The sequence below is a fragment of the Campylobacter sp. JMF_06 NA1 genome (assembly GCF_027737785.1).
Classification (GTDB): Bacteria; Campylobacterota; Campylobacteria; order Campylobacterales; family Campylobacteraceae; genus Campylobacter_B.
This window is the reverse complement of record NZ_JAOVUA010000002.1, coordinates 181,532-197,327: the sequence shown is the minus strand read 5'-3', so window position 1 is coordinate 197,327 and position 15,796 is coordinate 181,532. Positions and strand designations below refer to the sequence as shown.

General features: G+C 39.2%; 17 protein-coding genes. 15 read left to right on the top strand and 2 right to left on the bottom strand.

Annotation, left to right across the window (positions count from 1 at the left end; genetic code table 11):
- Positions 1-20: 20 nt before the first annotated feature.
- From OFO07_RS03750 to OFO07_RS03725, 6 genes are all read left to right on the top strand, one after another.
- Complete coding sequence (locus OFO07_RS03750) at positions 21-704, top strand: F0F1 ATP synthase subunit A (RefSeq protein ID WP_270858236.1); 684 nt, start codon at positions 21-23, stop codon at positions 702-704.
- A gap of 25 nt (positions 705-729) precedes the next feature.
- Complete coding sequence (locus OFO07_RS03745; RefSeq protein ID WP_270858237.1) at positions 730-915, top strand: hypothetical protein; 186 nt, start codon at positions 730-732, stop codon at positions 913-915.
- 108 nt (positions 916-1,023) lie between these two features.
- The gene (gene gatB, locus OFO07_RS03740) at positions 1,024-2,442 is read left to right on the top strand and encodes an Asp-tRNA(Asn)/Glu-tRNA(Gln) amidotransferase subunit GatB (RefSeq protein ID WP_270870982.1); all 1,419 of its coding nucleotides are present in this window, start codon (positions 1,024-1,026) and stop codon (positions 2,440-2,442) included.
- Between the two features lie 50 nt (positions 2,443-2,492).
- The gene (locus tag OFO07_RS03735; protein ID WP_270870981.1) at positions 2,493-3,956 is read left to right on the top strand and encodes an MBOAT family O-acyltransferase; all 1,464 of its coding nucleotides are present in this window, start codon (positions 2,493-2,495) and stop codon (positions 3,954-3,956) included.
- Between the two features lie 9 nt (positions 3,957-3,965).
- Positions 3,966-5,087, top strand: coding sequence for a hypothetical protein (locus tag OFO07_RS03730; protein WP_270870980.1), 1,122 nt, complete (start codon positions 3,966-3,968; stop codon positions 5,085-5,087).
- A 43-nt stretch (positions 5,088-5,130) separates the two neighbouring features.
- The gene (locus tag OFO07_RS03725; protein WP_270870979.1) at positions 5,131-6,021 is read left to right on the top strand and encodes an NAD(P)H-dependent glycerol-3-phosphate dehydrogenase; all 891 of its coding nucleotides are present in this window, start codon (positions 5,131-5,133) and stop codon (positions 6,019-6,021) included.
- Between the two features lie 173 nt (positions 6,022-6,194).
- Here the strand turns inward: OFO07_RS03725 and OFO07_RS03720 are convergent, their stop codons facing one another.
- Both OFO07_RS03720 and OFO07_RS03715 read right to left on the bottom strand, forming a co-directional pair.
- Positions 6,195-7,250: a DUF3137 domain-containing protein gene (locus OFO07_RS03720; protein ID WP_270870978.1), complete on the bottom strand. Its 1,056-nt coding sequence runs from the start codon at positions 7,248-7,250 to the stop codon at positions 6,195-6,197.
- 15 nt (positions 7,251-7,265) lie between these two features.
- On the bottom strand, positions 7,266-8,051 hold the full coding sequence (locus OFO07_RS03715; protein WP_270870977.1) for a histidinol-phosphatase: 786 nt from the start codon (positions 8,049-8,051) through the stop codon (positions 7,266-7,268).
- Between the two features lie 72 nt (positions 8,052-8,123).
- On the opposite strand from OFO07_RS03715, the gene OFO07_RS03710 reads away from it, so the two are divergent.
- From OFO07_RS03710 to rpsP, 9 genes are all read left to right on the top strand, one after another.
- Positions 8,124-9,386: a peptidase U32 family protein gene (locus tag OFO07_RS03710; RefSeq protein ID WP_270870976.1), complete on the top strand. Its 1,263-nt coding sequence runs from the start codon at positions 8,124-8,126 to the stop codon at positions 9,384-9,386.
- A complete protein-coding gene (gene purE, locus OFO07_RS03705; RefSeq protein WP_270870975.1) occupies positions 9,383-9,877 on the top strand; it encodes a 5-(carboxyamino)imidazole ribonucleotide mutase in 495 nt (164 codons plus the stop codon). Before OFO07_RS03710 ends, purE begins: the two co-directional genes overlap by 4 nt.
- A gap of 9 nt (positions 9,878-9,886) precedes the next feature.
- Positions 9,887-10,759, top strand: a complete 873-nt coding sequence (gene glyQ / locus OFO07_RS03700; RefSeq protein WP_270870974.1) for a glycine--tRNA ligase subunit alpha — start codon at positions 9,887-9,889, stop codon at positions 10,757-10,759.
- Entirely contained in the window at positions 10,756-11,478 is a 723-nt protein-coding gene (locus OFO07_RS03695; protein WP_270870973.1) for a Nif3-like dinuclear metal center hexameric protein, read from the top strand. The genes glyQ and OFO07_RS03695 overlap by 4 nt, the downstream gene beginning before the upstream one ends.
- Positions 11,479-11,488: 10 nt before the next feature.
- Entirely contained in the window at positions 11,489-12,196 is a 708-nt protein-coding gene (locus tag OFO07_RS03690) for a zinc ribbon domain-containing protein (RefSeq protein ID WP_270858248.1), read from the top strand.
- On the top strand, positions 12,193-13,356 hold the full coding sequence (waaA, locus tag OFO07_RS03685; protein WP_270870972.1) for a lipid IV(A) 3-deoxy-D-manno-octulosonic acid transferase: 1,164 nt from the start codon (positions 12,193-12,195) through the stop codon (positions 13,354-13,356). The genes OFO07_RS03690 and waaA overlap by 4 nt, the downstream gene beginning before the upstream one ends.
- On the top strand, positions 13,337-14,092 hold the full coding sequence (locus tag OFO07_RS03680) for an RluA family pseudouridine synthase (RefSeq protein ID WP_270870971.1): 756 nt from the start codon (positions 13,337-13,339) through the stop codon (positions 14,090-14,092). The genes waaA and OFO07_RS03680 overlap by 20 nt, the downstream gene beginning before the upstream one ends.
- A 61-nt stretch (positions 14,093-14,153) precedes the next feature.
- Positions 14,154-15,485, top strand: a complete 1,332-nt coding sequence (gene ffh / locus OFO07_RS03675) for a signal recognition particle protein (protein ID WP_270865094.1) — start codon at positions 14,154-14,156, stop codon at positions 15,483-15,485.
- Between the two features lie 80 nt (positions 15,486-15,565).
- Positions 15,566-15,796 (top strand): 30S ribosomal protein S16, encoded by a 231-nt coding sequence (gene rpsP / locus OFO07_RS03670; RefSeq protein ID WP_270858252.1) that lies wholly within the window; start codon positions 15,566-15,568, stop codon positions 15,794-15,796.

Here is a 15,796-nt window from a genome sequence, read left to right as displayed (position 1 = left end):
TTAATCCCAAAAGGTAATTTATGTTAAAAGACATATTCTTGTTCGCTGGTAGTTTATTTACTTACGACCACACTTTTATTTATCTATTTTATTTCTTTTTAGTAGTTGCTATCATTATAGCTATTGCGATTTTTTCTACTCGCTCACTTCAACTCGTCCCACACGGTATGCAAAATATCGCTGAGGCTTATGTCGGCGGTGTTTTATCTATCGGCAAGGACACAATGGGTAGCGAAGAAAGAGCCAAAAAATATCTCCCACTTGTAGCAACTCTTGGTTTGGTTGTATTTTTAAGCAATATTATCGGTCTAATTCCCGGTTTTGAATCCCCTACTTCTAGCCTAAATTTGACACTTTCTTTGACACTTTGTGTGTGGTTTTATTACCATTTCGAGGGTATTAGAGAGCACGGTGTCGTGGGATATTTCAAACACTTCATGGGTCCAGTAAAGGCTCTTGCGCCATTTATGTTTATCGTCGAGCTTATCTCACACTTCGCGCGCGTTGTGTCGTTATCTTTCCGTCTTTTCGGAAATATCAAGGGCGATGATATGTTCCTTTTGGTTATGCTCACGCTATTCCCTGCGCTCGTGCCTATGGTGCCTTATGCGTTACTAACCTTTATGGCGATTTTGCAAACTTTCATTTTTATGGTTCTTAGCTATGTTTATCTAGCTGGCGCCGTAGTAGTTGATGAGCATTAATTTTAAACGCAATTTTTTATACTTTTTGGTAGGCGCATCGTTCGGACTGATTTTCGTCGGTGCGTTTATCTTTTTTTCATATCCTGCATTTTATTTTTTAGGTCTTAAATTTCTGCTAATCTGCACAGCTCCCGGGGTCGTGTGTGTCATCATCACCTGCCTTTTAGTCGATTTGCTCGATCTAAAAGAACAATTAGAAAACAAAAAGTAAAATTTAGCCTCAAATTTTGCCAAATTTTGGGCTGAAATTTCAAAATTTAACCGATTTCAAATTTAATTAGTAGTAAAATCACAGAATTTTGTTTTAAAGGTAAAATTTATGTTTGAAACCATAATCGGACTTGAAGTTCATTGTCAATTAAATACAAAAACCAAAATTTTTTGCTCATGCGCCACTAGCTTCGGAGATAAGGCAAACACCCATGTTTGCCCTACTTGCCTAGCCCTGCCGGGCGCACTTCCTGTGCTAAATAAAGCAGCTGTTATCAAGGCTATAAGCTTTGGCACCGCGGTCAATGCGACCATAAATCGCAAGTCGATTTTCGATAGAAAAAACTATTTCTACCCTGATTTGCCAAAAGCGTATCAAATTTCACAATTTACAATCCCTATCGTCGAAAACGGCGAACTTTTTATCAATATCGACGGAAATGAAAAGCGCATAGGTATCACGCGTGCGCACCTAGAAGAGGACGCGGGTAAAAACAGCCACGAAAACGGCAGAAGCCTAGTCGATCTAAACCGCACTGGCACACCGCTACTTGAAATCGTAAGTGAGCCAGATATGCGTTCTAGCAATGAAGCTGTGGCATATCTTAAAAAACTGCACTCGATTTTGCGCTTTTTAAATATCAGCGACGCAAATATGCAAGAGGGCTCTTTCCGCTGCGATGTCAATGTCAGCATTCGACCAAAGGGCGATGACAAGCTCTACACACGCGTTGAAATCAAAAATCTAAATTCATTTAAATTTATCCAAAAAGCCATAGAATATGAAGTTGGACGCCAAATTTCAGCTTGGGAAGATGGCAAATACGACGAGCTAGTTTATCAAGAAACTAGACTTTTTGATACGAATAAATTTGTAACCAAATCAATGAGAAGCAAGGAAGATAGCGCAGAATATCGCTATTTCCCTGATCCTGATTTGCTAACTGTGATAGTCGATGATGAGATGATGAAAGAGGGGCAAAATATCCCTGAACTGCCTGATGAGAAAAAAGTTCGCTATGTCGAAAAGCTTGGTATCAAACCAAAGGACGCAGAAGTCATCATCTCAACCTATGAAAATGCGAAGTATTTCGAGGATTTGATTAACGCAGGGCGCGAACCGAAACTATGCGTAACATGGCTAAATGTCGAGCTAAATGGCCGCCTTAAAAACGGCGTAACTATCGAAAATAGCCCTGTTGATAGCGCGAAAATGAACGAGCTTTTAACCCGCATTGAAGACGGCACAATCAGCCAAAAAGCGGCAAAAGAGGTGCTTGATTTCTTGATGGAAAATGATGAAAGCGTCGATAGCGTAATCGAAAAACTTGGCTTAAAACAAGTTAGCGATGACGGCGCGATAATCGCTATAATAGACGCAGTTTTAAGCGCAAACGCAGATAAAGTCGCAGAATACAAAAGCGGAAAAGACAAGCTTTTTGGCTTTTTTGTAGGGCAGGTTATGAAGGAAGGCAAGGGAGCGTTTAATCCAAGCAAGGTTAATGAGCTTTTGAAGCAAAAGCTTTAATAACATTTTTCAAAATTTGAGCGTTTTTAAAATAATTTAAAGGATCAAATTTGCTCTTTAATAGCCCAGTTTTTATCTTTGCCTTTTTGCCTATAACATTTTTTGTATATTTTTGGCTTAATCACAAAAGATTAAGCGAAGCTGCAAAAGCGTTTTTGGTCGTGGCAAGTCTATTTTTTTATAGCTGGTGGAATCCCGCTTATTTGCCACTCATTTTAGTTTCTATGGTTTTTAACTTTACAATCGGCTCATATCTATCAAGGAATTTTGGTAGTGCAAATTTAAAAAAGCAAATCTCCCCTAAAACACTTTTAATCATAGGAATTTGTGGCAATGTAGCACTTTTAGGTTATTTCAAATATGCCGATTTTTTCATATTAAATACAAATTTTATCTTTGGCACTAAATTTGAGTTTTTAAAACTTACTTTGCCACTGGCGATTTCATTTTTCACATTTCAACAAATCGCCTACCTAGTCGATAGCTACAAAGGCGAAACGAAAGAGTATGATTTTTTATCTTACGCTCTGTTTGTGTCGTTTTTCCCGCAACTCATAGCAGGTCCGATTGTCCATCACAAGGAGATGATGCCGCAGTTTGCCAAACTCAAAAATAAGGTAAAAAACTATGGTAACATTTTACTAGGGCTTTTTATCTTTTCAATGGGGCTTTTTAAAAAGGTTGTCATCGCCGATACATTTGCCGTTTATGCCACGCAGGGTTTTGATAAAATGGAAGTTTTAGAGTTTTTTACGGCGTGGCAGACTTCGCTATCTTATACTTTTCAGCTTTATTTTGATTTTAGCGGATACTGCGATATGGCGATAGGTGCTGCACTTTTATTTAACATACGACTTCCTATAAACTTCAACTCACCATATAAAGCATGCGATATACAGGACTTTTGGCGTAGGTGGCATATCACGCTGGGGCGATTTTTGCGTGATTATATCTATATCCCGCTTGGGGGAAATAGAGGTGGGCTTCCACGAACTTGTGCGAATTTATTTGCCACATTTTTGATAGGTGGAATTTGGCACGGGGCTGGTTGGACATTTGTATTTTGGGGCTTTTTGCACGGCATAGCACTGGTAATCCACCGCCTTTGGTCGCTTACAAAAATCAAACTACCAAAAATTTTAGCTTGGATAATCACATTTAATTTTGTAAATTTCGCATGGGTATTTTTTAGAGCAAATTCGTTTGATGATGCTATAAAAGTGCTAAAAGGTATGGTGGGAATTAATGGCGTTGATTTATCAAGTCTAACTTTTTGGAGAGATAAAACTTTATTAGATTTCGCATTAAAAATTCTTTACAATGATTATCAAATATTTTTATTTTATATCTTAATTTTCACACTATTTTTTATTGTGTTTTTTAAAAATTCACTAGAATTTAGCAAATATAAAATTACCTTAAAATGGACGATATATTTTTCAATGATATTTTTTATAGCTATTTTTTCTATGCTTATAGGAACTTATAGTGAATTTATATATTTTAATTTTTAGGATAAAATTTTGAAAAGTAAAAAATTAGTTTTGACATTTCTAACACTTTTTTGTTTAATATTTGGCGTAATTTCACTTGTGATATTTTTCGTAGATCCTTTACGAATTTTCCATAAACCTATTATCTGTAAAGATAATATTGAAATAGTTTTACGACTTGGCGATAAAACTCTTATAGACCATTATGAATTTGATAGTGTTATTTTGGGAACTTCTATGTTAGAAAATACTTCTAGTGCAGAAGCTAGTGAAATTCTAGGTGGAAAGTTTATGAATTTATCCATTGCAGGTGGAGATTTTCTAGAAAGAAGTTTGATTTTAAATTATGCTCATAAAAAGAAAAATTTGAAAAAAATTATCTATTCACTTGATACTGATAAATTTTTAAAACAAAGAAAAGGCGATACTACATATTCGCCGTTAAAATTTTATTTTTTGTATGATGATAATAAATTTAATGATTTTAAAGTTTATTTTGACAAATATATGCTTACAAGAGTTGGGAAAAATCTTCTAAAATGCACATCTCAAAATACTGATAGAGTTAATGCATGGTTTGAAATGCAAGAACACAAAGTTCGCTTTGGCGGTTTTGAAAATTGGCTTAGATATAAAGCTAGTTGGTTAATTGGAGAAGAGACAGAAAAAATAATAGACGGAATACAAAAAATAAATAATAACAAAATTCAAAGCCTTGAAAATTTAGATGAGCAAATTTTAAAATCCAAAAAATATGTCGATGAATATATTTTGAAATTTGTTTCGCAAAACCCACAAGCCGAGTTTTATCTCGTCTTGCCACCATATTCTCGCATACATAATGCCATAGAATTTCATACTAAAAAGCGAGATTTTTTGGTTACAAAAGAAGTTTTGCGTTATTTGGTAGAGCAAAGCCAAATTTACAAAAATCTTAAAATTTACGCTTGGGGCGATACCGACTACCCTGATAATATCGCAAATTACAAAGATTTAACGCATTATTCGCATAAATTTAACTCACAAATGCTTGAATATTTACGCGATGGCACAGGGCTTTTAACCACGCAAAATTTTGACGCCTACTACGAAAAATTCGAGCAAAAATCCCGCGAATTCGACCTTATGCCGTATTATGAAAAAATAAAATAAATTTTGCTAAAATCCTAGCTAAATTTTTCAAAAAAGAGGCAAAATGAAAATAGCAATCATCGGTGCAGGTAAATGGGGAAGTGCGCTTTGTGGCGCGTTAAGCGAAAAAAACGAGTGCGTCATCACCTCGCGCACGAAGCGAGATTTGCCAAATTTCGTCAGTATCGAAGAAGCCTTGGATTGCGAAATGCTAGTATTTGTCATCGCCGCTCAGCACACGGCGGAGTTTTTAGCCCATAATTTCACAAACAAAAACCAAAAAATCCTAGTCGCCTCAAAGGGCATCGAGGCCAGCAGCGGCAGGTTTTTAAACGAGATTTTCGAGCGCCACACGAGCGCGCAAAACCTCGCCTACCTCTCAGGCCCCTCATTTGCGAGCGAAGTTACGCGCAAACTGCCTTGCGCCCTCGTGGTAAGCTCTGCAAACCTCGCCCTCGCCGAAGCAATCGCAGACCTTTTCCCGCCATACATGAAAACCTACGCCAGCACCGATGTCATCGGCGCAGAAATCTGTGGCGCGTATAAAAATGTCATCGCCATAGCCAGCGGGATTTGCGACGGGCTGGGGCTCGGCAACAACGCCAGAGCCAGCCTCATCGCGCGTGGAATCGTCGAAATCGCACGATTTGGCAAGTTTTTTGGCGCGCAGGACGACACATTTTTGGGTCTTAGCGGGGTTGGCGATCTGTTTTTGACCGCTTCTAGCGAGCTTTCACGCAACTACCGCGTGGGGCTAGGCCTAGCTAAAAACAAAAGCTTGGAGCAAATTTTAGACGAGCTTGGCGAGGTCGCAGAGGGGGTATATACTGCACGCGCAGTCGAAAAAATCGCCAAAGAGCATGGGATTTACACGCCGATTTCAAGCGAAGTAGGCAAAATTTTAGACGGAAAAAATGTCAAAGAGAGCCTGCGAGATTTGCTGAAAAAACACTAAAATTTAGTGAAATTTTAAATTTCGCTTCGCAAATTTTAGGATACTGCACCGAAATTTCGCTTTTAAGTGTCATTGCGAGCGAGTGAAACGAGCGTGGCAATCTACAAATTTTAAATTCACAACCACCAAAATGGCAAAATTTTACGAAATTCCACACTAAATTTAGCCAAATTTCACACTTTCCAAATTCTTGTATTTAAATTTAGAGTCTTAACGATTGATAAAAAGTGCGAAAGTTCGCGTTTTATGGTAAAAGCTGGATTTGCGCGTAAAACGCTTTTATCGATGTCTGGCTCAAAATTATCCTTGCCAGTATCTAAAAAAATGTAAATTTTATCTCCCACAAAACTAACGCTGATTGGGAAATTTAGCCGTCTTTTTAAATCCAAAAGTCGCTTCATAAACGCAGGACTTAGAATATACATTGCATTTTGCATATCGTTAGAATATACGCTAAATTTAGAGTTAAATTCGCTATTATCCATTGTGATTTTTTTAAATTGTTTGGCGTTATCATTTGTAGCGTCGTTTGAAATTACAAATAAATTTGAATTTGCCTTTTTGTTAAAACTAGCATGAAAAAATACGCCGTAAATATCATAATTTTTTATAGTATCAACAAGCGCTATATCTACAAAAGTAAATTTTATTCCATCGACTTTTCCACAAATTTTATCATTACCGCTTTCTATATAATGAATACTTTCTCTAAAAATTTTACTATGTCTTAAATACATATTTTCTATTAAACCATTTTCATTATAATCATAACCAAACTCTGCCAAATAAGGCTTCAAAGATTGAATTTTAAATTCTTTTTGATACTTTTTCTGTTTTGATTTTTTTATACTTTTCATACATGTTTTATAAATTAAATTCATTGAAAAAATAGTAAAAATTATAACTACAATATAGAAAAATTTTGGATATTTTTCTGCCAAATTTGTTGCTATTGTAAAAAATATCATAGGTGCAATTCTAGCAAACAACATATATTTTATTTGTGGCGTTTTATCAAGCTCAAAAATATCTGCTACATAAATAATCATAGGTAAAAATAAAATAAAAGCAATATAAATACTTGCACTTTTTACATTGTAACCGCCATAATGCAAAATTATCAAAATCAAACTCGGGATTACAAAAGTCCCCAAAATAACAAAAGGTTTTAAATCATCAATCTCTTTTAAAGTATTTTTTCTTAAATTTTCTAGTTCGTAAATATCCAAATTCTTGCCTTAAATTTAAAATTTCACTAGCTCTTTATCTCTCCCGCGATACAGAGCCACCGTATCCCAGCCAAACGCCCTAGCCTTGCGCGTCAGCTCATCGTATCCAAAGCCCACTTGTGCCACAGCGTGCGCATCGCAGCCAAAGCTAATATCCACGCCCTCGCTCGCAAACTCAGCCAAAAGCGCGTCGCTTGGGTAAATCTCACCTACCATTTTGCGAAGTCCAGCGGCGTTTAATTCTAGCGTGATACCGCTTTTTTTCACAGCCTTCACAGCTTCGCGCGCTAGAATTCTAATATCCTTTTTAGGGGTAAATTTAAAAATTTTAATCAAATCAAAATGTCCCAAAATGTCAAATTTACCGCTATCACACAGCGCACAAATCAGCGCAAAATACTCAGCGTAAATATCGTCTATATCGCGCTCGCTCCACTGCGCGATAAATTCCTCATTATCAAAGCCCCAATTATCCAAAAAATGCACCGAACCGATTAAGTAATCGCATTTGCGCGTCAAAACTCGCTCATCAATAAGCGCGCGATTTCGCATAAAATCCACTTCATAGCCGGTTAAAATTTCGATTTTATCCCCAAATTTCGACCTTGCTTCATTTATCATGCGCTCATATTCGCTCATCTGCGAAAAGCTCATACGATACTTTTCATCGAAATTCATCGGCGCATGATCGGCAAATCCATAGATATCAAACCCTAGCTCGCACGCTCTTTGCACATACTCGCAAACGCTCCCGCTAGCGTGGTTGCAAAGGGTTGTGTGGTTGTGTAAATCGACCTTCATTTTGCTTCCTTAAAATATTTTTTTGCTAAATTGTAGTAAAATCACGCTTTAAAAAATTTTATAGGATTATTTTTGAAAAAACCAGAACTTCTAAGTCCAGCAGGAAATTTAACTAAACTAAAAATCGCAATCGCTTATGGCGCAGACGCCGTGTATGCGAGCACGGGGGCATTTTCGCTTCGCCAAAGAAGCGCAAAGGAATTTGATAAAACTAGCTTTGAAGAGGGCGTCTGTTTTACCCATAAAATGGGCAAAAAAATCTACGCCACGGTAAATGGATTTCCCACAAATGTCCAAATCGACACTCTCTCGCGCCACCTTGAATACTTGCAAGATTTGCGCGTAGATGGGATTTTGGTCGCGACCCTTGGCGTAGCGCGTTTGGCAAAAAAATTCGCCCCAGATATTCCGCTACATATCTCGACCCAAGCAAATGTCCTAAACTGGCTTGACGCGCAGGTTTGGAGCGAGCTAGGGGCTACGCGCATAGTAGCGGCGCGCGAAATGACGCTAAAAGACGCTGTGCTAATCAAAGAGCATTTGCCAAATTTAGAAATCGAAATTTTCGTGCATGGCTCGATGTGCTTTGCTTACAGTGGGCGTTGCCTAATCAGCGCGGTTCAAAGCGGGCGATTTAGCAACAGAGGCAGTTGCGCGAACGATTGCCGTTTCAAATACGAAATTTACGCCAAAAATAGCGAAGGTAACGCCCTATTTCGCCTACAAGAGTGCGAGGGAGAGGGCACTTACATAATGAACGCCAAAGATCTCAAACTAGCTAGCCACGCCGAAAAAATCCTCCAAACAGGCGCGATTGATAGCTTTAAAATCGAGGGTCGCACCAAAAGCGAATATTATGTCGCATGCGCCACGAACGCTTACAGACGCGCGATTGATGACGCAGCCAGCGGTAAATTTGAGCCTGAAATTTACGAAAGCGAGCTAGCGACGCTGAAAAATCGCGGTTTTAGCGACGGATACCTCATCAAACGCCCTTACGAGCGCGACGATACGCAAAATTTAAACACAAGTATCGAGGAAGGCACGCACCAAGTCTGCGCTATTTCAAATGACGGCGAGTTTATCAGCGTCAAAGATAAAATCGCGCTAGGCGAAATTTATGAAATTTTCGCACCGCACGGGGCGCAAATTAAGCCTTGTCAAAACGAATTTGGAGAAATTTTTGAAAACGGGGGCAAAAAATTTATCAAATTTAGCCGTTTGATTGCCAAAAATAACAGAGAATTTAGCGAAATTCACAGCGGGAATTTAAACGAAATCAAACTTCCTGTAAATTTGCCAAAATTTAGCTTTTTAAGAAAGGAAATAAAGTGAAATTTGTATCGATAATAATGGGTTCGAAAAGCGATTACGAAATCGTAAATGAGTGCGCGAAAATCCTAAAAGAATTTGGCGTGGCTTATGAAATGATAATCAGCTCCGCTCACCGCAGTCCAAAACGCACCGCAGAGTATGTCGCAAACGCAGAAAAAAAGGGCGCACAGGTCTTTATCTGCGCTGCTGGCATGGCAGCTCATTTAGCAGGAGCTGTGGCAGCAAACACAACCAAACCTGTGCTTGGAATTCCTCTTGCTGGAAGCGCGCTAGGGGGCATGGACGCACTATATGCCACAGTGCAAATGCCAGGCGGTATCCCAGTGGCAACCCTAGCTATCGGCAAGGCAGGGGCGAAAAACGCAGCATTTTTAGCTGTGCAAATCCTAGCCCTAAGCGATGAGAGCTTGGCTACAAAACTGCTTGCAAACAGAGCGCAACAGGCAGAAGCATTGCAAAAAGATTCACAAAATATCGAAATAATTTTATAAAGGAAAGCTATGACATTTTCACAAATCATCTTAACACTTCAAAACTACTGGCACGAGCAAGGCTGCTTACTTGTCCAGCCTTATGACATGCCAAGTGGAGCTGGCACATACCACCAAGCTACATTTTTGCGCGCTATCGGAAATAATCCGTGGAATGTAGCCTATGTAGCACCGAGCCGCCGCCCAACTGACGGGCGTTATGGCGAAAACCCAAACCGCCTTGGCGCATATTATCAGTTTCAAGTGATTTTAAAACCAAGCCCAGATAATATCCAAGAGCTATATTTAAAAAGCTTGGAGCGTTTGGGGCTAAATCTCAAAAAACACGATATTCGCTTCATCGAAGATAACTGGGAGAGCCCAACCCTTGGCGCTTGGGGGCTAGGCTGGGAAGTTTGGCTAGATGGCATGGAAGTTACGCAATTCACATATTTCCAACAAGTAGGCGGAATCCCTTGCGAGCTAATCAGTGGCGAGATTACTTATGGGCTCGAAAGACTTGCCATGTATCTACAAAACAAGGACAATGTCTATGACATAGCATGGGACGAAAATGTAACTTATGGCGATGTGCATAAAAGAAGCGAATTTGAGTTTTCTAAATACAATTTCGAAGTCGCAGACGCAAATAGGCTGTTTGCGCAGTTTGAAAACGCCTCAGCCGAGTGCAAATCTATCCTAGCGCAAGGACTAGCTCTACCAGCGTATGATTACTGCATGCTAGCAGCGCACACCTTCAATGTCCTTGATGCCAGAGGCGCAATCAGCGTAACCCAAAGACAAGACTATATCCTAAAAATCCGTGATATGGCGAAAAACTGCGCGCTTTGCTATGCAGATCCAGAGAAATACTTGCAAAATTTGGCTAAGGAAAATTCGTGAAACTTGGCGAAATTTATGAAATTCTAAATACTCTCGCGCCTTTCGAAGACGCCGAGAGCTGGGATAATAGCGGAATTTTACTAGGCGAGATGGGAAGCGAGATAGGCGAAGTTTATCTAAGCCTAGATGTTACAAGCGAATTAGTGGAAAAAGCCTGGCCAGGCTCGCTTCTCATCGTTCATCACCCGCTGATTTTTAAGGGATTAAAATCGCTAAATCCGCTAATTTATCCCTCAAATTTGATTTATCAACTAATCCAAAAAAACATCAGCGTCATTGCCATGCACACGAATTTCGACAAACATCTGCTAAATAAATATGTCGCGCGTGAAATTTTGGGCTATGAAATTTATGAAAGCAGAGAATTTTTGGAATTCATGCGCGTGGATATGAGCTTTTACGAGCTTGTAAGCGACATAAAAGCCAAATTTAACATGCCTATAATCAGAGCTGTAAATGCCAAAGCGCATATCAAAACTATCGCGCTTTGCACAGGAAGTGGAAGCGAGCTAAATGAAAATTTGGGCGTGGATTGCTTCATCACAGGTGATATCAAATATCATAGTGCGATACAAAATTTAGAAAATAAGGTCTGTTTGATAGATATCAATCACTTTGAAAGTGAGCGCTACTTTGGGGCTTGCCTCGCTCCACACTTGCCAAAAGATAAAATAAAAGTTATAATAAACGAACAAAAAAATCCATTTAAATATTACTAAAAGGAAAATCATGAACAAATACCTAAATCAGTTAGTCGAGCTGTGCGAACACGACAAAGAACTAGACAGCTTCAAACCAAAAATCGAAGCAGCCCAAGCAAGACTAAATTCGAAAGTTAATCAAATCGACAAAGCCAAAAACGAAATCGATGTGCTAAATGGTGAAATCGAGGAGCTAAGTGAGCAAATTTCACTCACAAACGCTCAAATCGCAGAGCTAAACGCTAAATCAAAAAGTAGCGCGAAAAAATCAGCCTCGCTAAAAACAGAAAAAGAGATCAAAGCCCTTAGCGTCGAGGTCGATATCACAAAAGAGCAGTTAAGTGCTGCAAACGAGCAAATTGATAGATTAGAAAAACATGTCGAAACCAAAAAAGCCCTAATCGCTGATTTAGAGACGCAAAAAAGCGCATTTGAGACAGAGCTTGAAGAGATCAAAGCGGAGGTTAGCACCCAAATGGGCGAGGTTGAAGAGAGCAGATCAAAAATTTATTCAGTTCGCGAAAAACTAATCAAATCAATGGATCCAAAAACCGTATCTTTCTACGAAAAAATCCGCAAATGGGCTAGTAACACAGCTGTCGTTCCAGTGCGCAAACAAGCCTGCTATGGCTGTTTCATGCGATTAAACGACAGAGTTTATAGCGCAGTTATCAAAAGCGACGATATCGTAACCTGCCCGTATTGTGGCAGAATTTTATACAAAGAAGCAGAGTGATTTATACACTTTTTTCTTTTCTTATCTGGCTACTTGCACTGCCATTTTTGGCGGTGCTAGCCCTCAAAAAAAAATATCACAAAAGCCTTCCTGCTAGGTTTTTGCTATTTAAAAATCCGAAATTCAACCCCTGCGATGTGCATTTTCACGCTTGCAGTCTTGGCGAGGTAAATGCGCTTAAAAACCTAATCTCAAATTTTGAAAATATCGCCCTTACCACGACCACAGACACGGGCTTTGCAGCAGCGAAACAAATCACGCAAAACTCGCGCTTTTTGCCATTTGAAAACCTGCTTCCATTTTGGTTAGAAAAGGCCAAGGTTACCGTGATTTTCGAGGCGGAGCTGTGGCTAAATTTGGTGCGAAGCGCGAAAAAAAACGGCTCTTTTGTCGTGCTTTTAAACGCCAGAATTTCAGATAAAAGCTACAAAAACTATCTGCGATTTAAATTTTACTACAATAAAATTTTTGAAAATATTGATTTGGTCTTAGCCCAAAGCGAGCGTGACAAAGCCCGTCTTAGCGAGCTTGGCGCAAAAAACATAATCGTAGCTGGAAATATCAAAAGCGCAAATTCTAGCTCTCCAAGCAAAATTTTGCCAAAATTTCAAAACCGCACCACTATCACGATTGCTAGCACGCACGAGGGCGAAGAAGAGCTGATTTTAGCTGGGTTAAAAAATTTCGCGCAAAATAACAAAAATTTCAAATTTATCCTTGCCCCACGCCACCCAGCGCGCTTCGAACACTGCGCCAAAATCGCGAAAATTTGGGCAGATGAGCTAAATTTGAGTTTTGAGAAATTTAGCGAAAACAAAAATTTCAAAAGCGATTTTATTTTGCTTGATACAATCGGCGAATTGATAAATTTCTACGCCATTAGCGATATTGTAATCCTTGGTGGCAGTTTCGTGCCAAATATCGGCGGACACAATCCAATCGAGCCTGCAAGCTTTGGCGCTAAAATCATCAGCGGCAGGTATTTTCACAACCAAAACGCGCTGTATAATCTAGTAAAAAATATCAAAATTTGCGAAGCTAGCGAGCTTGGTGACGCGCTAAAAAACCCGCCCCAAAAGAGCGAAATTTTGCAAATTTGCGATTTAGGGCGCATTATAAAAATCATAAAGGACGAAATCAATGCAAGAAAAAGCCTATAAACTTCTAGCAATCCAAGAAAAAATTTCAAACAACGAAGCCAAGGCGCTAATAGACGCTGGGCTTGTGAGCGCGCACGGCAAAAAGCTTAGCGTCGCGCGCGAAATGATGAGCGAAAAAACCATTTTTAGCGTCGCAAAAATGGAAAAACCAAAGCTGATTTACGAGGACGAAAACATCATCGCCGTGGATAAACCAGCGTTTTTGGAGTGCGAAAATTTAGAAAAAATTTATCGCGCAACTCTCTTAAATCGCCTAGATAAGGGCACAAGTGGCGTGATAATGCTAGCGAAGAACGAAGAATTCCGCCAAAAAGCGATAAACGAATTCAAAGCCATGCGCGTAAAAAAAACATATCTCGCGCTCGTAAATGGCATAGTCAGCGAAGAGATCAAAATCACCGACCCAATCCTCACAATCAAGGGTAAATCCGGCGCGATTTCGAAAATTTCGCCAAACGGCAAAGAGGCTATTACAAATGTTTTTCCGCTCATGGTAAGCGGTAAAAAATCCTTTGTCAAAATCACAATCGAAACTGGTCGCACGCACCAAATCAGGGTGCATTTAGCTAGCCTCGCTCACGGCATAATCGGCGATGAAAAATACGCCAAAAGCAAATCAAAGCGTATGTTTTTGCACTCATACCAAACCGAAATTTTAGGGCTTAAATTTAGTGCCCCATTAAAGGGCGAATTTAACGAATTTGGCTTTGATATACCAAAAAATATGCAATATTAACAGCTATTTAAGTTAAATTTTGGTAATATCGTAAGTTTAATAATTTTATAAGGGAACGATAGTGTTTGAGATAATCAGTGAATCATTTAAAAACGCAGTTAATAAGCTAAAAACAATCGATGATGAAAAAGCGCTCAAAAACGCGCTTGACACCCTCAAAAAGGCACTTTTGAAGGCAGATGTTCATCACAAAGTAACCAAAGATTTCATAGCATTAGTAGAAGCCGATGTCAAAATCAACGGAATCGGTCAAAAGCAATTTTTAGATTCAATCAAAAACAACCTAACCATGATTTTAACAGCGCCAAAAGGTAGCAATCAAGGCTTTGTTTTTGCTGATACAAACCCTACAATCGTGCTTATGGCAGGTCTTCAAGGTAGTGGTAAATCAACCACGACAGTAAAACTCGCAAATTTCTTAAAACTTAGAAAAAAGAAAGTGCTAATCGCGGCTTGCGACTTGCAACGCCTCGCAGCCGTCGAGCAACTAAAACAACTTTGCGAAGCAAACGAAATTGATTTATTTGCCCTAGATAACGAAACAAACCCTATCAAAGTCGCAAAAGAGGCCCTTGCAAAGGCAAAAGCTGGATTATATGATGTGCTTTTAGTCGATACTGCTGGACGCCTCGCAATCGACGAAGCGCTAATGGAGCAAATTTCAAATATCAAAAAAGAGATTAACCCGCATGAAATTTTCTATGTCGCTGATGCGATGAGCGGTCAAGACGGCGTGAAAACAGCGGCTAAATTTAACGAAGTGCTTGAAATCAGCGGTGTGATTTTGAGCAAATTTGACGCCGATACAAAAGGCGGAATCGCCCTTGGAATCGCACATCAGTTAGGAATTCCACTTAGATTTATCGGAACAGGCGAGAAGGTCGCTGATTTAGAGGGCTTCATACCAGATCGTATCACTAGCCGTATCATGGGAGAGGGCGATTTAGCGACATTGGTCGAGAAAACAGCGGCTGTTTTCGATGAAAAAGAGGCAAAAAAATTAAACAAAAAAATCAAAAAAGGCGAATTTAATTTCAACGACTTTATTTCTCAACTTGAAAGCGTCAAAAAGCTAGGAAATATGAAAAATTTAATCGGCATGATTCCTGGACTTTCTGGCATGGCAAACAAAATCCAAGATATCGACTTGGAAAATTCAAAAGAGATTAGACATATTAAAGCAATGATTGATTCTATGACGCCAAAAGAGCGCGAAAATCCAGATTTATTGAACAATTCTCGCAAACGCAGACTTGCCCAAGGCGCAGGTTTATCGCAAGTCGAGGTCAATAGATTTTTGAAACAATTCACAAACGCAGCAAAACTTGCTAAAAAATTCTCGTCAAAAGGCGGTATGCAAGGGCTAGCCTCGATTGTGCAAAAACCGAGATAATTCTCGGTTTTAGAGCTTATCAATGCCCAAATTTTGGGTATTTACAAGTTCTAAAACTTTAAAAATTTCAAGGAGAAAAAATGGCAACAGTTGTTAGACTAACAAGATTAGGTAGAAAGAAAAAACCTTTTTATCGTATAGTTGTAACAGATAGCAGAAAAAGACGCGACGGCGGTTTTATCGAGACTATCGGTTATTATAACCCTCTAAAAGACGAAAACAATGTCAAAGTAGATAGCGAAAGACTAGCTTACTGGAAAAGCGTAGGCGCTAAACTAAGCGATAGAGTTGCTCAAATCACAAGCAAATAA